We start from the raw sequence: 19,011 nt of genomic DNA, 5'->3' as shown, positions 1-19,011 counted from the left end.
CCGGCTCGGGATAAATATTACGCAAATTATATTTTATTACATCTCAACCTGCGGATATGTCAGGCCCTTTCATGGTTTCCAACATAATCACATCAGATTTCCTGCTGTTGGCTGTCGTTGCAAACAGTTCGCTCAGCATGGGCAACGTTCCTTATTTCTCCCGGATCGTCCATCAATAAAAATGTAAAGTTATGTTAATTCGGTAACATAAAGGTTATGGATGCTTGAAAATGACGGCGCAACCCATACGATGTGGTTGTTGCAAACACTTTTGTTGCTTTTGCTGAAAGAGGAAATCTGAATCATATGATGCGTATTGCGCTTTTCCTGCTCACCAACCTGGCGGTGATGGTGGTATTCGGACTGGTGCTTAGTCTGACGGGCGTTCAGCACAACAGCATGGCGGGCTTGATTATCATGGCCGGCGTGTTCGGTTTCGGCGGGTCGATTATTTCACTACTGATGTCTAAGTGGATGGCGTTGCGTTCCGTTGGCGGTGAGGTGATTGAACAACCGCGTGATGAAACCGAGCGCTGGTTGCTGGACACGGTGCGCGCTCAGTCTCAGCAGGTGGGGATCGCCATGCCGCAGGTCGCTATCTACCATGCGCCCGATATTAATGCGTTCGCGACCGGCGCTCGTCGCGACAGTTCGCTGGTTGCGGTCAGTACCGGGCTGTTGCAGAACATGAGCCGTGATGAAGCTGAAGCGGTTATCGCTCACGAAATTAGTCACATCGCTAACGGCGACATGGTCACGATGACGCTGGTGCAGGGGGTGGTGAACACCTTTGTGATCTTTATTTCCCGCATCATCGCGCAAATCGTTACCAGTTTTCTTTCCGGCAATCGTGACGACAGCGAAGAGAGCAGCAACGGCAACCCGTTGGTTTACATGGCTGTCTCCATGGTGCTGGAACTGGTGTTCGGTATTCTGGCCAGCATCATTACCATGTGGTTCTCTCGTTACCGTGAGTTTCATGCCGATGCCGGTTCAGCGAAGCTGGTCGGACGTGAGAAGATGATTGCTGCATTGCAGCGTCTGAAAACCAGTTATGAGCCGCAGGAAGCGGGCAGCATGATGGCATTCTGCATCAATGGCAAATCCAAGTCCCTCAGCGAGCTGTTCATGTCGCATCCGCCGTTGGACAAACGTATCGAAGCGTTGCGTGCAGGCGAGTACCTTAAATAATCGCTGTGACTGTCCTATCCACAAAGGCCCTTCGGGGCCTTTGTTTTTTTCTGGCGTTCGGTCAGGTTCTTCATTGCCGCATCTGGATCAATATCGGGCAAAATAATCTTGCGTCAGCGCAAACAGTCAGTGAAAAGCGAAAGAATGTTTTATAAAATAAAACCACGATCACGGAAAAATGAAACATTGTTTCTACAATACTGGTATAACAAGGCGATTGGCCGGGATGACGGGTAATCTTTCACCTGGCGGCGTCTGATTTTTCACGATAAGCGCTAAGGATTTACGGATGGCCAAAGGTAAAAAGCTTTCTTTTTCGTTCCATACCTACCAGGATTCAGTCACCGGCACCGAAGTGGTGCGTCTCACTCCTCCCGATGTTATCTGCCACCGCAACTACTTCTATCAGAAGTGTTTTTCCAATGATGGCAGCAAGCTGCTGTTTGGTGGCGCCTTTGACGGGCCGTGGAACTACTATTTGCTGGATCTGAAAACCCAGCAGGCAACGCAGTTGACCGAAGGTACCGGCGACAATACGTTCGGTGGTTTCCTGTCTCCAGATGATGATGCGCTGTATTATGTGAAGAACGTTCGTAATCTGATGCGCGTTGACCTGAATACACTGGAAGAAACCAATATTTATCAGGTACCGGACGATTGGGTCGGTTACGGCACCTGGGTTGCCAACTCCGATTGCACCAAAATGGTCGGCATCGAGATCAAGAAAGAGGATTGGAAACCGCTGACCGACTGGAAAAAATTCCAGGAATTCTACTTTACCAACCCATGCTGCCGTTTGATTCGTATCGATCTGAAAACCGGCGAAGCCAACACCATTCTGCAGGAAAACCAATGGCTGGGTCATCCCATTTACCGTCCGGGCGACGATAATACGGTGGCATTCTGCCATGAAGGTCCGCATGACCTAGTTGATGCGCGCATGTGGTTCATCAATGAAGATGGCACCAATATGCGTAAGGTGAAAGAACATGCGCCGGGTGAAAGTTGCACCCACGAGTTCTGGGTGCCGAATGGTTCTGCGCTGGCTTATGTTTCCTATCTGAAAGGCAGCACCAACCGCTTCATTTGCAGTGTCGATCCGGTAACGCTGGAAAACCGTCAGTTGACTGAAATGCCGCCGTGTTCTCACCTGATGAGTAACTACGATGGTGCGCTGATGGTGGGAGATGGGTGTAATGCGCCGGTAGATGTGAAAGATGACGGTGGCTACAAGATTGAAAACGATCCGTTCTTGTATGTGTTCAATATGAAGACCGGGAAACATTTCCAGGTCGCGCAACACAACACCTCGTGGGAAGTACTGGAGGGTGACCGTCAGGTAACGCACCCGCACCCGTCCTTCACACCGGATGACAAACATATTCTGTTTACGTCTGATGTCGATGGCAAACCGGCATTATATCTGGCAAAAGTGCCTGACTCCGTCTGGCAATAACAGCACCTGCAACCGTGCCCGCCAAGGGCGCGGTTTTTTTCGCTTTTACAATAAGATTATTAATCCGGCAGTGCCATTATAATGGACAATATTTAATCATATTGTCAGTTATAGTAATGCCTGATTGCCATATTCAAAGCGTTCCCTTTATACTAAAACAAGTGTTCTATTTTTTTTAAAACAAAAAATACTGAGTAGGGTAACCACAAAAATGGCTATTGCAGATTTAGATAAACAACCCGATTCCGTGTCATCTGTCTTAAAGGTTTTTGGTATTTTGCAGGCGTTGGGCGAAGAGCGTGAGATTGGCATTACTGAACTTTCACAGCGCGTGATGATGTCTAAAAGTACTGTTTATCGTTTCCTGCAGACGATGAAATCTCTGGGATATGTTGCCCAGGAAGGTGAATCAGAAAAATACTCGCTGACGCTGAAATTGTTCGAGCTGGGCGCCAAAGCGCTGCAGAACGTTGATTTAATCCGCAGTGCGGATATTCAGATGCGTGAATTGTCGGCGTTAACGCGTGAAACCATCCACCTCGGTGCGTTGGATGAAGACAGCATTGTTTACATCCATAAAATCGATTCCATGTACAACTTGCGCATGTATTCCCGCATCGGCCGTCGGAATCCGCTGCATAGCACGGCGATTGGCAAGGTGTTGCTGGCCTGGCGTGACCGTGAAGAGGTCAAAGAAATTCTGTCTCAGGTGGAATTCAAGCGCAGTACTGTGCGTACCATCGGTAGTACGGAAGAGTTGTTGCCTCAGCTTGATCTGGTGCGTCAGCAGGGATACGGCGAAGACAACGAAGAGCAGGAAGAAGGGCTGCGTTGCATCGCCGTTCCGGTATTTGATCGCTTTGGCGTGGTGATTGCCGGCTTAAGTATCTCTTTCCCGACTATTCGTTTCTCGGAAGATAATAAACACGAGTATGTCGCCATGTTGCATACGGCGGCGCGTAATATTTCCGATCAAATGGGATATCACGATTATCCGTTCTGAGGATAATTTGACCATCAGCCTGTCCCGGTGACAGGCTTTTTTATGGGTGAAACCCGGTATTCCAGATAATGAATCTCGGCATGACTGTCGAATTGTCTGTGGGCACAGTGCTAGAATGCGCGACTGAGTCAGGTTACGTAACAGGTTTTAGACATGAGTAGTTTTGCTTCAGACATGCTGGAAGTGGTTTTTGTCGCGCTGATTGTGCTACTGGTGATTTTGGTCTGGTTCTTTATCAACCGGGCCAGTGTGCGGGCTAATGAACAGATCAGGCTGTTGCATGAAATTGTCGAGCAGCAGAAACAGCAAATCGCGCTGTTGCAATCGCTGTCGCCAGTGCCGGCACAAGAGGTTGTAGAGGTAGAGCTTGTTGCCGAGCAGCCGGTTTCCTTGCCGGAAATTAAGGAAAGCGAGATTGATCCGCTGTTTAAGGACATGATTCCTGAGCGTTGATTCTCCACCCCCGGCATGGTGCCGAGGGTAGCAACGAGACCCGCAGTAATGACGGGTCTTCGCTCGTATCTCGATGACGCCAATCCGTATTTCTGCCGCCTGTTTTGGCCGGATGGGTGGCATCCCCGAAAGCATGGTGCTACTCTACGCCGTCGGGTTAAGGCATTGGCGCGCTATCCCGTTGAACTGTCACGCTGTGACCGTTGCCATGCCACCTGATCACAGGGCGGAACTGATTTAACAATTGTGGGTTAAATCCTTTTCCTCCGAACACCTAAATCAAACGCAAATATCTTTTGCACGTGAGCTTTCGTGTGGCTCACCACTGCAAATAAGGGAATTTACATGCCTGTTATTACGCTTCCTGACGGCAGTCAGCGTCATTATGACCACGCCGTTTCTCCTCTTGATGTCGCACTGGATATCGGCCCGGGTCTGGCGAAAGCCTGTGTTGCCGGCCGGGTCAATGGTGAACTGGTTGACGCCGTCGATTTGATTGAGTCCGACGCACAGCTGTCCATCATCACGGCCAAGGATGAAGAGGGGATGGAAATTATTCGCCATTCCTGCGCGCATTTGTTGGGCCATGCCATCAAGCAGCTGTGGCCGGACACCAAAATGGCGATTGGCCCGGTGATCGACAACGGTTTCTATTATGACGTTGATCTGGACCGCACCCTGACTCAGGAAGATCTGGACCTGCTTGAAAAGCGGATGCATGAGCTGGCGAGCAAAGACTACGACGTTATCAAGAAAAAAGTCAGCTGGCAGGAAGCGCGTGATACGTTTGCGGCGCGTGGCGAAAACTACAAAGTGGCGATTCTGGATGAAAACATCAGCCATGATGACCGTCCGGGGTTATACCACCACGAAGAATACATCGATATGTGCCGTGGACCGCACGTACCGAACATGCGTTTCTGCCATCATTTCAAACTGCAGAAAACGTCAGGCGCTTACTGGCGCGGCGACAGCAAGAATAAAATGCTGCAGCGCATTTATGGCACCGCCTGGGCAGACAAGAAACAGCTGAGCGCTTATCTGCAGCGTCTTGAAGAAGCCGCCAAACGCGACCACCGCAAAATCGGCAAGCAGCTGGACCTGTATCACATGCAGGAAGAAGCGCCGGGCATGGTGTTCTGGCATAACGATGGCTGGACGATTTTCCGCGAGCTGGAAGCCTTTGTGCGCATGAAGCTCAAAGAGTACCAATATCAGGAAGTAAAAGGTCCGTTCATGATGGACCGTGTGCTATGGGAAAAAACCGGCCATTGGGAAAACTACAAAGAGGCCATGTTCACGACGTCGTCTGAAAACCGTGAATACTGCATCAAACCGATGAACTGCCCGGGCCACGTACAGATCTTCAATCAGGGGCTGAAATCCTACCGTGACCTGCCGCTGCGTATGGCGGAGTTCGGCAGTTGCCATCGTAACGAGCCGTCAGGCTCCCTGCATGGCTTGATGCGTGTGCGCGGCTTCACACAGGATGATGCCCACATCTTCTGTACCGAAGAGCAGGTGCGTGATGAAGTGAACAGCTGCATCAAGATGGTGTACGACATGTACAGCACTTTCGGTTTTGAAAAAATCGTGGTGAAACTGTCAACGCGTCCTGAAAAACGTATCGGCAGCGATGACATGTGGGATCGTGCGGAAGAGGATCTGGCGGCGGCGCTGACTGAAAACGGCATTCCGTTTGACTATCAGCCGGGCGAGGGCGCGTTTTACGGTCCGAAAATCGAGTTTACCCTGCATGACTGCCTGGATCGCGCCTGGCAGTGTGGTACGGTACAGCTTGACTTCTCGCTGCCGGGCCGCCTGAGCGCATCCTATGTCGGCGAAAACAACGAGCGTCAGGTGCCGGTGATGATTCACCGCGCGATATTGGGGTCGATGGAGCGTTTTATCGGGATTCTGACCGAAGAATTCGCGGGCTTCTTCCCAACCTGGCTGGCGCCGGTACAGGCCGTGGTGATGAATATCACCGATACACAGTCTGATTATGTCAGCGAATTGACAAGAAAATTGCAAGATGCGGGGATTCGCGTTAAAGCAGACTTGAGAAATGAGAAGATAGGCTTTAAAATCCGCGAGCACACTTTACGGCGTGTTCCCTATATGCTTGTTTGTGGCGACAAAGAGGTGGAGGCAGGCAAAGTGGCTGTCCGTACCCGCCGCGGCAAGGACCTGGGAAGCATGGACGTCAGTGAAGTAATCACGAAGCTGCAGGAAGAGATTCGCAGCCGTAGTCTTCATCAGTTGGAGGAATAAGGTATTAAAGGCGGAAAACGAGTTCAACCGGCGCGTCCTAATCGCATCAACAGAGAAATTCGCGCACAAGAGGTACGTCTGACAGGCGTTGATGGCGAACAGATCGGTATTGTCAGCCTGAATGAAGCGTTAGAGAAAGCTGAGGAAGCAGGAGTTGATTTAGTTGAAATCAGCCCGAACGCCGAGCCGCCGGTTTGCCGAATCATGGATTACGGCAAGTTCCTCTATGAGAAGAGTAAGGCCACCAAAGAACAGAAGAAGAAGCAAAAAGTTATTCAGGTCAAGGAAATCAAATTCCGGCCTGGTACCGATGATGGCGACTATCAGGTCAAACTACGCAACCTGGTTCGCTTTCTGGAAGATGGTGACAAAGCTAAAATCACGCTGCGTTTCCGCGGCCGTGAAATGGCGCACCAGCAGATCGGCATCGAAATGCTTAATCGCATTCGTGACGACCTGAATGAATTGTCTGTCGTCGAGTCGTTCCCTAGTAAGATCGAAGGGCGTCAGATGATTATGGTGCTGGCACCGAAGAAGAAACAGTAAGGCACCCAAGTAACACGTTCCGCGCTGCCTTCGTGTGGCGCGGTTTTTGTTCGCCTTATCTGATTCATTGTTTAACAATGCGAAGTGGAAATAACAATGCCAAAGATTAAAACTGTACGTGGCGCCGCTAAACGCTTCAAAAAAACCGCCAGCGGTGGTTTCAAGCGTAAGCATGCTAACCTGCGTCATATTCTGACCAAAAAAGCGACTAAACGTAAACGTCATCTGCGTCCGAAAGCAATGGTCTCCAAAGGGGATCTGGGCTTGGTTGCAGCATGTCTGCCTTACGCATAAGTAACCTTTTTTTAATTCAGAATAAGACTTTAGGAGAGAGCATATGGCTCGCGTAAAACGTGGTGTGGTTGCTCGCGCACGTCACAAAAAGATCCTGAAACAAGCGAAAGGTTACTACGGTGCCCGTTCGCGCGTTTATCGTGTTGCCTTCCAGGCAGTAATCAAAGCTGGTCAGTACGCTTACCGTGACCGTCGTCAGCGTAAACGTCAGTTCCGCCAGCTGTGGATTGCACGTATCAATGCAGCAGCCCGCCAGAATGGCTTGTCTTACAGCAAATTCATCAATGGCCTGAAAAAAGCCTCTGTTGAAATCGACCGTAAGATTCTGGCTGACATCGCCGTATTCGACAAAGTGGCCTTCAGCGCACTGGTTGAAAAAGCGAAATCAGCTCTGGCGTAAGTCAGTGAGAGAGGGAGCTTGTCTCCCTCTTTTCGTCTTTAAACGCCGGTTGAAAGCTGACAGCGCTCCGCAATTGCCGACGAAAAACTTTCAGAAAGAGCGAAATTGGTATATTGTCAACGGGTTAGACAATAATTAGCTAAACAACGATAAGGTAACGCAAGTATGAACGCTGCTATTTTCCGTTTCTTTTTTTACTTTAGCGCCTGAACGTCGGGGGCTTTGCGCGTAAGAATAGAAACGAAAAGTAGCGCCTAAGCCTCCTCTGTGGAGGCTTTTTTATTGGACCCGATTCCTGAATCCGTGGGTAGTGTTAACGTCCGGCGCACTGAAAACCGTATCTTTCCAATCATGATTGTCGGCCATACAGGCAGAAGAAGAGGAATGCAATGCAACATCTCGCAGAACTGGTTGCCAAAGCCAGAACAGCCATAGAACAGGCTGGAGACGTCGCCGCACTGGAAAATGTGCGCGTCGAGTTTCTGGGCAAAAAAGGTCACTTAACCCTTCAGATGACCTCGCTGCGCGAGCTGCCTGCTGAAGAGCGTCCTGCCGCGGGTGCGGTTATCAATCAGGCGAAGCAGGAGGTGCAGGATGCGCTGAATGCGCGTAAACAGGCGCTGGAAGGCGCTGAATTGAATGCGCGTCTGGCGGCGGAAACCATTGATGTCTCGTTGCCGGGTCGCACGATTGAAAACGGTGGCCTGCACCCGATCACCCGTACCATCGATCGCATCGAAACCTTCTTTGGCGAACTGGGGTTCGCGGTGGCGTCCGGTCCGGAAATCGAAGACGATTACCACAACTTCGACGCACTGAATATTCCGGGTCATCACCCGGCACGCGCCGATCACGATACCTTCTGGTTCGACGCCAGGCGTCTGCTGCGCACCCAGACCTCCGGGGTGCAGATCCGTACTATGCAAAAACAACAGCCGCCGATTCGCATCATCGCGCCGGGCCGTGTTTACCGTAACGACTACGATCAGACCCACACCCCGATGTTCCATCAGATGGAAGGGCTGATCGTGGATAAAGACATCAGCTTCACCAACCTGAAGGGAACGTTGCATGATTTCCTGCGCAACTTCTTTGAGGAAGATTTGCAGGTGCGTTTTCGTCCGTCCTATTTCCCGTTCACCGAACCGTCCGCCGAAGTGGATGTGATGGGCAAAAACGGCAAATGGCTTGAAGTACTGGGATGCGGCATGGTGCACCCGAACGTGTTGCGTAACGTCGGCATCGACCCGGAAGTGTACTCCGGTTTTGCCTTCGGTATGGGGATGGAGCGCCTGACCATGCTGCGCTATGGCGTGACGGACCTGCGCGCCTTCTTCGAAAACGATTTACGCTTCCTCAAACAGTTTAAATAAGGCAGGAATATCAACATGAAATTCAGTGAACTCTGGTTACGGGAATGGGTTAACCCAGCCATCAGCAGCGATGCCTTATCTGAACAAATCACCATGGCCGGTCTGGAAGTGGACGGCGTTGAGCCGGTTGCAGGCGCGTTCCACGGCGTGGTTGTTGGGGAAGTGGTGGAGTGCGCACAGCATCCGAACGCGGACAAATTGCGGGTGACGAAAGTCAACGTCGGCGGCGATCGTTTGCTGGATATCGTTTGCGGCGCGCCTAATTGCCGTCAGGGCCTCAAAGTCGCGGTGGCTACCGTGGGCGCCGTTCTGCCGGGCGATTTCAAAATCAAGGCGGCCAAGCTGCGCGGTGAACCGTCTGAAGGGATGTTGTGCTCCTTCTCCGAACTGGGGATCTCCGACGATCACAGCGGCATTATCGAATTGCCGGTTGACGCGCCGCTGGGCACCGACATCCGCGAGTACCTGAAGCTGGATGACAATACCATCGAAATCAGCGTGACCCCGAACCGTGCCGATTGCCTGGGGATTCTGGGCGTGGCGCGTGACGTCGCGGTGCTGAATGAGCAGGCGCTGGCTGCGCCGGCTATCGAGCCGGTGAGCGCCACCATCGCCGACCGTTTCCCGATTCAGGTGGATGCGACTGAAGCATGTCCGCGCTATCTGGGACGAGTGGTCAAGGGAATCAACGTTAAGGCCGCCACGCCGCTGTGGATGCGCGAAAAATTGCGTCGTTGCGGTATCCGCTCTATCGATCCGGTTGTGGATGTCACCAACTATGTGCTGCTGGAACTGGGGCAGCCGATGCATGCGTTCGATCTTAATCGTCTGGAAGGCGGCATCGTGGTGCGCATGGCGAAAGAAGGGGAAACCCTGCGCCTGCTGGACGGCACTGACGCTACGCTGAGCGCCGATACCCTGGTGATTGCCGATCATCAGAAAGCGCTGGCTATGGGCGGCATCTTCGGCGGTGAGCATTCCGGTGTGAATGGCGACACGCAGGATGTGCTGCTGGAGTGCGCTTACTTCAATCCGTTGTCGATCACGGGGCGCGCGCGTCGTTACGGCCTGCATACTGATGCGTCGCACCGCTATGAACGCGGCGTGGACCCGGCATTGCAGCATCAGGCGATGGAGCGTGCAACCCGCCTGCTGCTGGATATCTGCGGCGGTGAAGCCGGCCCGGTGGTGGAAGTAGTCAGCGAGAAAGACCTGCCGGCGCGCGCCACTATCGCGCTGCGCCGCGATAAGCTGGATCGTCTGATCGGTCATGTGATTTCCGATGAGAAAGTCAGCGATATTCTGAATCGTCTGGGTTGTCAGGTAACCAACACTGCCGATGGCTGGCAGGCGGTGGCGCCGAGCTGGCGTTTCGACATGGCGATTGAGGAAGATTTGGTGGAAGAAGTGGCGCGTGTTTACGGCTACAACAACATTCCGAATATTCCTACTCAGGCGCCGCTGAAGATGACGCAACATCGCGAGGCGGATCTGGCGCTTAAGCGCGTGAAAACCCTGCTGGTCGATCACGGCTTCCAGGAAGCGATTACGTACAGCTTCGTCGATCCCAAAATTCAGTCGCTGATTCACCCCGGTGAAGAGGCGCTGATTCTGCCGAGCCCGATTTCAGTGGAAATGTCCGCGATGCGCCTGTCGCTGTGGAGCGGTCTGCTGGGGGCGGTGGTGTATAACCAGAACCGCCAGCAAAGCCGGCTGCGCCTGTTTGAGAGCGGCCTGCGTTTTGTTCCGGATCAGAGCGCCGATTTGGGCGTGCGTCAGGAAACCATGCTGGCGGGCGTGATTACCGGCACCCGTTACGAAGAACACTGGGATCTGGCGCGTCAGGCGGTTGACTTCTATGATTTAAAAGGCGATTTGGAAGCCGTATTGGCATTGACCGGGAAACTGTCTGCGCTTGAGTTCCGGGCCGAAAATCATCCGGCGTTGCATCCAGGACAGACTGCGGCCATTTATCTGGCTGGCGAGCGCATCGGTTACATCGGTGTGATTCACCCGGAGCTGGAACGCAAGCTGGATCTGAACGGGCGCACCGTGGTGTTTGAAGTCCTGTGGGACAAGCTTGCCGAGCGCGTGGTGCCTGAGGCGGCGGACATTTCCCGTTTCCCGGCGAATCGCCGTGATATTGCTGTGGTGGTGGCTGAAAGCGTGCCGGCGGGCGACGTTTTGGCCGAGTGCAAGAAAGTTGGCGCAAATCAGTTAGTTGGCGTAAACTTATTTGACGTGTACCGGGGCAAGGGCGTAGCGGAAGGGTATAAGAGTCTGGCTATTAGTCTGGTATTGCAGGATACCGCTCGTACACTGGCAGAAGAGGAAATTGCCGCTACCGTTGCGCAATGCGTAGCAGCACTAAAACAGCGATTCCAAGCATCCTTGAGGGATTAACCTATGGCGCTTACTAAAGCTGAAATGTCTGAATACCTGTTTGAAAAGCTTGGGCTCAGCAAACGGGATGCCAAAGAGCTCGTCGAGTTGTTTTTCGAAGAAGTTCGGCGCGCTCTGGAGAATGGTGAGCAGGTTAAGTTGTCGGGTTTTGGCAACTTTGATTTGCGGGACAAGAACCAGCGCCCGGGACGTAACCCAAAAACCGGCGAAGATATTCCGATTACGGCGCGTCGGGTCGTCACGTTCCGTCCAGGGCAGAAATTGAAGAGCAGGGTGGAAAACGCGTCACCCAAAGAGTCTTGATTTGACAAAAAGGCCGCATTAGCGGCCTTTTTCTTTTGCGGAATCGTCTGAAAGTGAAGCGGGCGATTCAGGTCTTCTCCCTGTGCGTGGACGTTGCGGCGCAGCAGGCGCAGGTCTACGGTCATCCAGTAGGTGGCGGATAGCCAGTATCGGGTGATAAAACAGCATTCTCGGTCCCGCCCAGCGCATAACCACTTTGATGGCTTCCCGTTTTGCCGGCTGATAGCAGTGGATTGGACACTGTTTACAGGCGGGTTTGTTTTCACCGTAATAGCATTTTTGCAGCCGGTTCAGCGCGTAATCGCGCAGTTTGACATAGTAGTCCGCATCATCCGCCGGAGCAGGGAACGCGCGTTCATACAGCGTGAGCATCGCCTGAATCGTTTGGATCTCACGCTGGATACGTTTGCCGGAAGAAGAGGACATCGTAGCGCTCTCGTGGTTGTGTTAAATGGCATAATATATGCAATTTAACACGAGAACCGTGTTCTGACGCAGATTAACCGGTTGAGCGCGTGGCCAGCCACGAAAGCAGCGATCCCAGCGTCACCATGATGACGCCTTGCCAGAAAGTGAAGGTAGGCACGGTTTGCAGCCACAACGTCGCCATCAGCGTTGTGAGTATCGGCGTAAAGTAAGACGCGGTTGCCAGTAGCGCCATGTTGCCTCGTTGAATACCGACATCCCAGGCGGCATAGGCCAGCGCGGTTGAGCCGCCGATGAACAACAGTTCCAGCAGGGCTTGTGCCGGGAAGGAAAAACCGGGTGCGTCGCTGAGCAAATACTTTCCCCACAGGACGACGGAAACGGTGATGAAAAACAGCAGGATGCCGCTTTTCCCGTTGCCGAAGCGGCGTGAAACGTTACAGTACAATGCCCAGACCAGCGCTGCGATCAGCGCCATGCCATAGGCCAGCGGATTGGCGCTGATATTCCGCCACATCAGCGCGGGCGACCAGTCGCCATCGCCCTTCAGAATCCACAGGATCCCTGTCACCGACAAGGCCAGACCTGGCCACAGCCAAAACCGGCTTTTCTGCTGATTGATAAACAGTGAAAACAGAATCGTCAGGCAGGGCCATAGGTAATTGATCATTCCCAATTCCATCGCCTGCATCCGGTTTTGCGCCAGCCCAATCGACAGCGAGAAACAGATTTCGTAGCTGACAAACAGCGCGCCGCCGAGCAGCAGGTAGATTTTTGAGTGGGAACGAAATGTAGGTCGATGCCCGAATAACAGCAGGAAGAGGGCGCTGGTGGTATAGATCATGGCTGCGCCGCCTAACGCGCCCAGCGCCTCGGTCAGGCTGCGGATCAGGCCAACAGAGGTGCTCCAGAGCATAATCGCCAACAGGCCGGCCAGCGTGGCGCGATAAGGGGTTATGGCTATCATCAAGGGTTTATCGTTATGGCATGGCATAAAAAGGCGGATACCAGTCGGTATCCGCATGAATGTTTTGGGTCTGGCATGAATGTTCTGGGTCTAACGCAGCGCGGCCATCAACGCCAGAAATCATCAAAGACGGTAACGGGAGGACGGCGCTTGTGCTCAGTTCTGCGATACCAGGTTTCGATAATCGCGCTATCCATCGGGTCAAGTTGCTTGCCTTCCAGATAGTCGTCGATTTTCTCGTAGGTTACGCCCAGCGCGACTTCATCCGGCAGGGATGGACGGTCGTCCTCCAGATCGGCCGTTGGCGCCTTGGTATAAAGGTGTGACGGGCAGCCCAGCAGTTTGAGCAGCGCTTTGCCCTGGCGCTTGTTAAGGCGGAAAATCGGGTTGATATCGGTGCCGCCATCGCCGTATTTGGTGAAGAAGCCGGTGACCGCTTCCGCCGCGTGATCGGTGCCGACGACCAGACCGGCGTTCATGCCCGCAATACTGTACTGGGCTTTCATGCGTTCGCGCGCTTTTTCGTTACCTTTGACGAAATCAGACAGCTCGATGCCGATGGCGCGCAGCGTCGCTTCGCTGGCGTCCACCGCCGGTTTGATGTTAACGGTCAGCACCCGGTCCGGCTGGATAAACTGGATGGCGTCCTGACAGTCCTGTTCATCGGCCTGCACGCCATACGGCAAGCGCACCGCGATGAACTGATAATCGGTTTTGCCGGTTTCTTCGCGCAATTCGGTGATAGCCGTCTGACATAATTTGCCGGTGAGCGTCGAGTCCTGTCCGCCGCTGAGCCCCAGCACCAGGCTTTTGGCGAACGGATGCGCCTTCAGATAATTCTTTAAAAAATCAACGCTCACCCGAACTTCCTGCGCCGGATCGATGGTGCTTTTCACCCCGAGCGCCTGAATGATTTCCTGCTGTAATGACATATCACCCCCCTCCTGAACCTATTGATGTGCCAGAATAATTATTCACATCACCAGAGGGTAACGTTAATTCCGGCGGAACAAAAGAACAAGAGAAAGCAGGCGGTTTTACATCGAACCGGAGGCTTTTTCGCCAACTATCAGCCTGTTGAAAAGACGCGACCGATTTGAAAAAGCCGCGGTTGCTATCTAGTCTTAGCAACACCGATAGCCAATGAGGTCATGCCATGAAGAAAAATCGTTTACTCATGTGTATCGCGGCAAGTGCGCTGATGCTTTCTGGCTGTGTCGCTTATGATCGTGCGGAGAATTTCCTCACCAAACCGGTGGTGAAGGATGTGAAAAAAGGCATGAGCCGCCAGGAAGTGAACCGGATTGCCGGCCCCGCATCGACGGAAGCCACGATGATTCACGCCCGCGGCACCTGTAATACCTATGTGCTCGGCACTCGTGACGGCAAGATTCAATACTACTTCGTCAGCTTTGATGAAACCGGCCACGTGCTGAACAAAGGATTCCAGAGCTGTCAGGAATATGACACCAATCCGAAACTCTGATCGGAGTGTAAAAAAATGCCGGAGGGGGAAACCGCTCCGGCATTTTTTATGCCATGACAGAAAGAACTAACGTTGCGTCAATGCGGCGTCGTCGTCCTGATTGAACACGGTTTTATCGGTTTGCTTCAGCAACTGGCTGGTAATGGTGCCTGCGGTCATCGAACCGCTGACGTTCAGCGCGGTGCGCCCCATGTCGATCAACGGTTCAATGGAAATCAGCAGGGCAACCAGCGTCACCGGCAGGCCCATAGCGGGCAGGACAATCAGCGCGGCGAAGGTCGCGCCGCCGCCGACACCGGCGACGCCGGCCGAGCTGAGCGTCACGATGCCTGCCAGAGTGGCAATCCACATCGGATCCCACGGGTTGATGCCTACCGTCGGCGCGACCATGACCGCCAGCATGGCCGGATAAAGCCCGGCGCAGCCATTCTGGCCGATAGTGGTGCCAAAGGAGGCGGCGAAGCTGGCGATAGATTCCGGTACGCCGATACGGCGCGTCTGGGCCTCAATGTTCAGCGGAATGGTGGCTGCGCTGGAGCGGCTGGTGAAGGCGAAGCTCAGTACCGGCCAGACCTTGCGGTAGAAACGGGCCGGATTCACGCCGGTCAGCGCCAGCAGCACGGCATGGACGCCAAACATCAGCCCCAGCCCGAGATAGGAAGCCACGACAAAACTGCCCAGCTTGAGGATGTCCTGCAGGTTAGAACTGGCGACCATTTTGGTCATCAGCGCCATAACGCCATAAGGCGTGAGACGCATGACCAGTCGGACCAGCTTCATCACCCAGGATTGCAGCGTATCAATGGCCGTCAGCACGCGCTCGCCTTTCACCGCATCGTCTTTCAACAGGTGCAGCGCGGCGACGCCGAGAAACGCAGCGAAAATCACCACGCTGATAATCGAGGTCGGGTTGGCGCCAGTTAGATCGGCAAACGGATTTTTGGGGATAAACGACAGCAGCAACTGCGGGACGCTCAGGTCCGCGACTTTACCGGCATAGCTATTCTGGATGGTAGACAGACGAGCGCTTTCCTGTGCGCCCTGTACCAGTCCTGAGGCGGTAAGGCCAAACAGGTTGGTGACGAAGATGCCGATCAGCGCGGCAATCAATGTGGTCAACAGTAACGTGCCCAGCGCCAGCAGGCTGATTTTCCCCAGCGATGAGGCGTTATGCAACCGGGCAACCGAGTTGAGAATTGAAACGAATACCAGCGGCATCACAATCATCTGCAGCAATTGTACGTAGCCGTTGCCGACGATGTTAAACCAGGCGATGGATTGTTTTACGACCGGATTGTCGTCGCCATAGATCAGATGCAACACCAACCCGAACAGGACGCCGGTGATCAGGCCCAGCAACACCTTTTTAGACAGACTCCAGTTTTTATTACCGCCATACCCTAGTGCGAAGAGCAGCACAGCAAAAACAACCACATTTATTATCAGCGGAAAATTCATCCCACTACTCCTTTTTTAATGTTCAAAATGGCTACGGTCAGAGAATCGTAACCAGCGCAGTAGCATAGCAGGTCTTTTATATCGAGGTTATAGAGATAACTAACATCGGGTGATAAGAATGGAATAACGCGCCAGCTTAGAACGTCAGCAACTGATGGAGTTGCTGACTTAACTGTTGCAGCCATCGCGCCGGTTCGCCGTAATGCCAGGATTCCAGCGGCTGTTGTGGTTGCCATAGCATAAACAGAATCAGCCCTACGCACAGTAATCGCTCCAGCTGATTCCCTTTGTCGCTGTTAAGGATGGGAAAACGAAAGCGCCAGCGACAGGGCCATAACAACGGTACGCCCGCAGTAGTCAGCATATCGGCGAGGATATGGCTCAGATACCCTACGATCATGGCGTGATAAACATCGCCCGGCAACGGCCAGTCTGCGGGTAGCTGGGTGCGGATAACATAAACGCCGGCCAGAATCGCCAGCAGGCTGTGCGTAAAACCGCGGTGTCCGCACAGTCTGGCGATCGGCACCGAAATCCATTTCAGGCGCTGGCCCAGAATAGATTTCGGGTGATCGATGTCGGGCAGCAGCGCTGTCAGCATGGCGGCGGGAATGATGTGCCACCAGTCGCCGGCCGCCAGAACGGGCGATAATTCTGCTTTTTTAGCGAAGATTGCGCTGGCTACGGCAAACAGGAGGTGGCCTTCCGCGGTCATGAAACATCTCAAAAACTGTCATTTTATACAGTATAGGAGATTGCGATAGACAGCGGAAGGTGTGACGGTGTAACTAGTTATGTTTTATCCGGTTGATTCACCGTATTTTTCTTTGACGACAGCGATGTTAGCCAATTATCCAGCAGCTGTGGCCAGATAGCAGCCGGCAGCCCAACCGTGCCGCGGATACCAAAACCATGTTTTCCCTGTTCAAACAGATGGATTTCTGCCGGAATCTGGTGCGCGCGCAGCGCCGCCAGCATCACCAGGCTGTTGTCTACCGATACGGAAGGATCGTCAATGGCGTGGACCAAAAATGTCGGTGGGGTTTTTGCGCTGACCTGTTTCTCCGCGGAGTAGCGCTGGATTTGCGCGTCGCTGGGGTGAGAGCCGATTAGCGCTTTACGGGAGCCGACATGCGCAATGTCCTCCTGCATGGAGATGACCGGGTACATCAACACCATAAAGTCCGGGCGGGCGCTCAGATGGTCGATCTCATCCTGCGCCGGGTAAACGGTTTGCGCAAAGCGGGTGCCCAGGCTGGCGGCGACATGCCCGCCAGCGGAGAAGCCCATGATGCCAATGCGTTGCGGGTCAATGTGCCATTGCGCGGCATGGGCCCGCAACGTGCGGATAGCGCGCTGGGCATCGGCCAGTGGCGCATCCGCGCCTTCCTGATGACCATCGCCCGGCATACGGTATGTCATGACGAACAGGGTGTAGCCCTGCCGGGTGAAAAAGGGCGCCAAATCGCTGCCTTCTTTGTCCAACACCACGCGCTGATAGGAGCCGCCGGGGGTAATCAACAACGCGGTGCCATTCGGTTTTTCCGGGGTATAAACCGTGATTTCCGGGCTGCGGATACCGGTTACGGCCCGGTCTGGCAAAGTAGGGTCTTTACTGCGTTCAACGACCTGCTGTTGTACTGACGATGTTGCCGCACCAGGCGCTTCGCCCTGCGGCCATACCGGGAAGATGGTGTCGGCGAGACTGAACCCACTAACAGACATCATAAGCGTTCCTGCAATTACCCTTCGTAGTGACATGACAGTTTACCTATTTGATTAATAGAAATCAGTATGACGGCGGTGGGGATAAAAAAACAGGTAAACATTTCATCGAAGAGAGTAAAATGTTTACCCAAATTGGCGAATGGCATTATTTCCCCTCGGAGGGAAATAGACGCAGAAATTTAAAAGACGAATTGATGGTTTGGCTAATTCCCGTCAGATATTAACCTGGATGATAAATAACAATTTGTTGCTAGGTTATTTGTCATCCATATTCGGCGCCGATATTCCGGCGCCACGGGCAGCTATCAGAAGCTGTACTGCACGCCTACACGATAACGAGTCTGGCGCTCATCGGTGGTTTTAGAGCCAGAAACGTTGCCCACTGCGATGTAAGGTTTCCAGTTTTTGTCCCATTTATAGGACAACTTCACATCATGGGTAATATCGTAATTGTCGTTGTCGGAGAGAATAGTCTCGCCAGAGGTGCCTTTTTTGTACTCCAGCTCGTAACCGATGGTGTAATCCTTCAGGAAGGTATAATCGATATTACCGGTCAGCGTATAACCTTTATCGGTAGTGCTTGAAGCGCTACCAATACTACCGCTATTACGTTTGAAATAAGGACGGTAGCGCAGAGCAACAGACAGATCGTCGGTTACATTAGCACGCCCCCGGAGGTATGGACGGTAGTTGTTGCTGGATGAGCTTGATTCTAAAGAAAAACCTGGTTCGATAGAAAAGACGTCATTGAATTTGTAAACGTAACTGGCGACAACTTCTGTGCCGTTGCTCACCTGCTCATTAAACGGTTTATTCGGCGTATTATCCTTGGAGGATTGCGCCCATTTTACTTCGGAGGATAATCCGAAACCATTAGCAAAGCGGTGAGAAATTAACAGACGATCTTTATGACCAGCTTTGTCGGTATCCTGCATTTCATGACGATAGTCAATAGATACAGCCAGAGCGTTGACGCTAACCAGAGATGCAACTGCCAAAGTTAATAATTTAATCTTCATTGTATTTTCCCTATAGATATACAGATAAAGAAAAGAATAAAAAAATAAAGTCGATGTGTTCTTATGGAACAAGTTCTATTTTATGGATTATTTAATATCGTTTTGTGATCTCGATCTTTTAGAACCACAATAAATTCAAAATGATTTCAAATTGTGACGATGATCGGCAGGATGATTCATTTTGTTTCATTTTTAATAAAAAAGCCCCGGCGGAGAGCACGGGGCTTAAAA

At 52.7% G+C, this 19,011-nt stretch carries 20 protein-coding genes and 1 other annotated feature; of the genes, 13 read left to right on the top strand and 7 right to left on the bottom strand.

Going from position 1 to position 19,011, the window contains the following annotated elements:
• The first annotated feature begins 306 nt into the window (after positions 1–306).
• The 12 genes from htpX (at position 307) to ihfA (ending at position 11,696) form a co-directional block, all read left to right on the top strand.
• A complete protein-coding gene (htpX, locus tag DXX3274_RS11915; RefSeq protein WP_038658290.1) occupies positions 307–1,191 on the top strand; it encodes a protease HtpX in 885 nt (294 codons plus the stop codon).
• Between the two features lie 289 nt (positions 1,192–1,480).
• A complete protein-coding gene (gene ogl / locus DXX3274_RS11910; protein ID WP_042859946.1) occupies positions 1,481–2,647 on the top strand; it encodes an oligogalacturonate lyase in 1,167 nt (388 codons plus the stop codon).
• 211 nt (positions 2,648–2,858) lie between these two features.
• On the top strand, positions 2,859–3,650 hold the full coding sequence (kdgR, locus tag DXX3274_RS11905; protein WP_042859945.1) for a DNA-binding transcriptional regulator KdgR: 792 nt from the start codon (positions 2,859–2,861) through the stop codon (positions 3,648–3,650).
• Between the two features lie 174 nt (positions 3,651–3,824).
• Positions 3,825–4,103 carry a YebO family protein gene (locus tag DXX3274_RS11900; RefSeq protein ID WP_371206906.1) on the top strand — a complete coding sequence of 93 codons (279 nt, stop codon included), beginning with the start codon at positions 3,825–3,827 and terminating at the stop codon, positions 4,101–4,103.
• A gap of 345 nt (positions 4,104–4,448) precedes the next feature.
• Positions 4,449–6,377, top strand: coding sequence for a threonine--tRNA ligase (gene thrS, locus DXX3274_RS11895; protein ID WP_042859943.1), 1,929 nt, complete (start codon positions 4,449–4,451; stop codon positions 6,375–6,377).
• Between the two features lie 3 nt (positions 6,378–6,380).
• Positions 6,381–6,923: a translation initiation factor IF-3 gene (gene infC, locus DXX3274_RS22855; protein WP_012884623.1), complete on the top strand. Its 543-nt coding sequence runs from the start codon at positions 6,381–6,383 to the stop codon at positions 6,921–6,923.
• A 96-nt stretch (positions 6,924–7,019) separates the two neighbouring features.
• Entirely contained in the window at positions 7,020–7,217 is a 198-nt protein-coding gene (gene rpmI / locus DXX3274_RS11885) for a 50S ribosomal protein L35 (RefSeq protein ID WP_012769670.1), read from the top strand.
• 43 nt (positions 7,218–7,260) lie between these two features.
• Entirely contained in the window at positions 7,261–7,617 is a 357-nt protein-coding gene (gene rplT / locus DXX3274_RS11880; protein WP_012769671.1) for a 50S ribosomal protein L20, read from the top strand.
• A gap of 159 nt (positions 7,618–7,776) precedes the next feature.
• Positions 7,777–7,901, top strand: a sequence feature (Phe leader region).
• A complete protein-coding gene (gene pheM / locus DXX3274_RS23750) occupies positions 7,783–7,827 on the top strand; it encodes a pheST operon leader peptide PheM (RefSeq protein ID WP_106120997.1) in 45 nt (14 codons plus the stop codon). It overlaps the preceding feature by 45 nt.
• Before the next feature lie 105 nt (positions 7,902–8,006).
• A complete protein-coding gene (gene pheS, locus DXX3274_RS11875) occupies positions 8,007–8,990 on the top strand; it encodes a phenylalanine--tRNA ligase subunit alpha (protein WP_042859942.1) in 984 nt (327 codons plus the stop codon).
• A gap of 15 nt (positions 8,991–9,005) precedes the next feature.
• A complete protein-coding gene (pheT, locus tag DXX3274_RS11870) occupies positions 9,006–11,393 on the top strand; it encodes a phenylalanine--tRNA ligase subunit beta (RefSeq protein ID WP_042859941.1) in 2,388 nt (795 codons plus the stop codon).
• Between the two features lie 3 nt (positions 11,394–11,396).
• Positions 11,397–11,696, top strand: coding sequence for an integration host factor subunit alpha (ihfA, locus tag DXX3274_RS11865; protein WP_012769674.1), 300 nt, complete (start codon positions 11,397–11,399; stop codon positions 11,694–11,696).
• Positions 11,697–11,714: 18 nt separating this feature from the next.
• Here ihfA and DXX3274_RS11860 read toward each other — a convergent pair whose 3' ends face one another.
• From DXX3274_RS11860 to nadE, 3 genes are all read right to left on the bottom strand, one after another.
• Positions 11,715–12,122 (bottom strand): nitrous oxide-stimulated promoter family protein, encoded by a 408-nt coding sequence (locus DXX3274_RS11860; RefSeq protein ID WP_042859940.1) that lies wholly within the window; start codon positions 12,120–12,122, stop codon positions 11,715–11,717.
• Between the two features lie 73 nt (positions 12,123–12,195).
• The gene (yddG, locus tag DXX3274_RS11855; protein ID WP_084478767.1) at positions 12,196–13,089 is read right to left on the bottom strand and encodes an aromatic amino acid DMT transporter YddG; all 894 of its coding nucleotides are present in this window, start codon (positions 13,087–13,089) and stop codon (positions 12,196–12,198) included.
• Between the two features lie 107 nt (positions 13,090–13,196).
• On the bottom strand, positions 13,197–14,021 hold the full coding sequence (gene nadE / locus DXX3274_RS11850) for an ammonia-dependent NAD(+) synthetase (RefSeq protein WP_042859939.1): 825 nt from the start codon (positions 14,019–14,021) through the stop codon (positions 13,197–13,199).
• Between the two features lie 224 nt (positions 14,022–14,245).
• Between nadE and osmE the strand changes: the two genes are divergently transcribed.
• Positions 14,246–14,575 (top strand): osmotically-inducible lipoprotein OsmE, encoded by a 330-nt coding sequence (gene osmE / locus DXX3274_RS11845; protein ID WP_038658322.1) that lies wholly within the window; start codon positions 14,246–14,248, stop codon positions 14,573–14,575.
• Between the two features lie 66 nt (positions 14,576–14,641).
• Here the strand turns inward: osmE and DXX3274_RS11840 are convergent, their stop codons facing one another.
• The 4 genes from DXX3274_RS11840 to kdgM form a co-directional block, all read right to left on the bottom strand.
• Positions 14,642–16,033: an L-cystine transporter gene (locus DXX3274_RS11840; RefSeq protein WP_042859938.1), complete on the bottom strand. Its 1,392-nt coding sequence runs from the start codon at positions 16,031–16,033 to the stop codon at positions 14,642–14,644.
• Positions 16,034–16,169: 136 nt separating this feature from the next.
• On the bottom strand, positions 16,170–16,748 hold the full coding sequence (locus tag DXX3274_RS11835) for a metal-dependent hydrolase (RefSeq protein WP_042859937.1): 579 nt from the start codon (positions 16,746–16,748) through the stop codon (positions 16,170–16,172).
• 77 nt (positions 16,749–16,825) lie between these two features.
• Positions 16,826–17,794 (bottom strand): pectin acetylesterase PaeX, encoded by a 969-nt coding sequence (gene paeX, locus DXX3274_RS11830; RefSeq protein ID WP_042859936.1) that lies wholly within the window; start codon positions 17,792–17,794, stop codon positions 16,826–16,828.
• A 272-nt stretch (positions 17,795–18,066) separates the two neighbouring features.
• Positions 18,067–18,780 (bottom strand): oligogalacturonate-specific porin KdgM, encoded by a 714-nt coding sequence (kdgM, locus tag DXX3274_RS11825; protein ID WP_042859935.1) that lies wholly within the window; start codon positions 18,778–18,780, stop codon positions 18,067–18,069.
• Positions 18,781–19,011: the final 231 nt, after the last annotated feature.

Origin of the sequence: Dickeya sp. NCPPB 3274, from assembly GCF_000406205.1 — a bacterium.
GTDB classification, from domain to species: domain Bacteria; phylum Pseudomonadota; class Gammaproteobacteria; order Enterobacterales; family Enterobacteriaceae; genus Dickeya; species Dickeya fangzhongdai.
The sequence above is the reverse complement of the archived record's forward strand: the minus strand, read 5'-3'. Positions and strand labels throughout refer to the sequence as shown.